The 1,802-nt window shown below is 30.7% G+C and carries 2 protein-coding genes; both read left to right on the plus strand.

What is annotated here, in order from left to right; all coding sequences use genetic code 11:
• Nucleotides 1–42 precede the first annotated feature (42 nt).
• Nucleotides 43–504 carry a hypothetical protein gene (locus tag HA632_RS01990; protein WP_176305570.1) on the plus strand — a complete coding sequence of 154 codons (462 nt, stop codon included), beginning with the start codon at nt 43–45 and terminating at the stop codon, nt 502–504.
• A 166-nt stretch (nt 505–670) separates the two neighbouring features.
• Nucleotides 671–1,450 (plus strand): tetratricopeptide repeat protein, encoded by a 780-nt coding sequence (locus tag HA632_RS01995; RefSeq protein ID WP_176305571.1) that lies wholly within the window; start codon nt 671–673, stop codon nt 1,448–1,450.
• Nucleotides 1,451–1,802 lie beyond the last annotated feature (352 nt).

Below are 1,802 nucleotides of genomic sequence, written 5' to 3' on the forward strand. Positions count from 1 at the left end.
ACGTTATAGGCAATTGCTCATTCGCATTTCATAGAACTCCTCATGAGAAAAGAACTAATAATAATATTGCTTTGGACAACTTCAATTTTCGCTCAAGAAAATTATAATTCATACTATGCAGAAGCTTTCGTTCAAGTAAAAAAATCTATTGAATTGAAAAGATTCTGCGAAAAACTTAATATTGAAAATGTCTTAAAAATCAATAAATTTAACGTTAGTATTTGTGAAGATGTTGACTGGTTTGGAAAAAAAATCGAAACTCCAATTGAATGTATTACTACAGATTTTAAAAAATGGAAACGCTATAGAAACAGAAAACTAAAACGTATTGGAGATAATGAAAAAACTAAATTAACCCTTACGCTTTCTGAAATAAGCGACAATTATTTCATTGGTCGAGTCAACTTTAAAAATTATATATATGAGCATGTTTTATATCTTTTTAAAATAGAAAATGGAAAGCTCAAGTTAATTGAAAGTATAACTGTAACGTCAATTAGTTAGGTATCGCAACAGCCTATAACAGCAGTTTGTAACTACTGCGCGCTTGGGCTTGCCCCGAATTTTCTCCGAAAATTCAAAAAGGAGTTTTATCTTTGGAATCATCAGTAATAAATCATCGCAGCAGTTACAATCTGCGGCACGTTATGAGCTATATTTAAACACCTCTATGAAAAAGACATTTACATTATTATTCGGGTTTATCTTTTTGAATTTATCATTTGCACAAAATGCAGAAGAATTAAATAATCAGTCTAAAGAATTATTATCTAAACGAGATTACGAAAAAGCATTACCATTGTTGAGAAAAGCTGCTGAACTTGGAAATGCTGAAGCACAATACAATCTTGGATATTTTTTACAGAATGGTGTAGGGATTGATAAAAACGAGATTGAAGCTTTCCAATGGTACAAAAAGTCATCTGAAAATGGCTTCAATGATGGTCATTACGCGATGATGATGGCTTACGGAAACGGAATTGGAACTGAAATAAATAATGAAAAAGCCTTTGAATACGCTTTAAAATGTGCCGAAAATAACGACGCAACTTGTATGTGGAATATTGTGAATTGCTACAAACAAGGTTTAGGAGTAACAAAAAATTCTAGCAAAATGCTTGAATGGGCAACAAAATTAGCGTTGCTAGAAAATCCTGAAAATTTAAACTTAAGTGGTAATATAACATCAATGAGATTGAGTTTAGCACAAATGTATAGAGATGGCGATAGCATAGAAAAAGATAATTATAAAAGTTATTTGTGGTATTTAATTTTCAATGAATTCAAAAAGGATTTTTCTATATCTCAACAGCAACAAATCATTGAAGAAATTAAATTAGCTGAAACAAAATTGAGTGAAAACCAATTAAAATCTTCAAAACAAGATGCAGAAAAAATATTTAAAAGAAAATTAAATAATTTTGAGAACTTGTATAAAGCTGATTTCTAAAAATACAGCTCATAACAGCAGTTTGTGATTATGGCTGGTTTTGGTTGTATCAGAAATGTCTCGGCTGACTGAAATTTTAGTTATATTTGGAAACGCAAGTGAGTGAAGAACGCCACAATCACAAGCTGCGGCACGTTATAAACCAGCGTTTTCCATCGCTAGAACTTTTTAGTTTAAGCTTCACTCCTATTCCAAGTTTGCTCAAAAAGAAATCGAAATTAGAATGGAATTTATTGCGCTAGAATTTTGAAAGTTGAAAAAGTTTGCGTGAAAAGTTTGCGTGAAAAAGTTGTAGCAAAAAAAATGTAGCAATATAAAATGCTACAAAAATATTGCTACAAATTTAGAGTGA

Source organism: Flavobacterium sp. J49 (genome assembly GCF_011742145.1).
In the GTDB taxonomy this organism is placed as follows: domain Bacteria; phylum Bacteroidota; class Bacteroidia; order Flavobacteriales; family Flavobacteriaceae; genus Flavobacterium.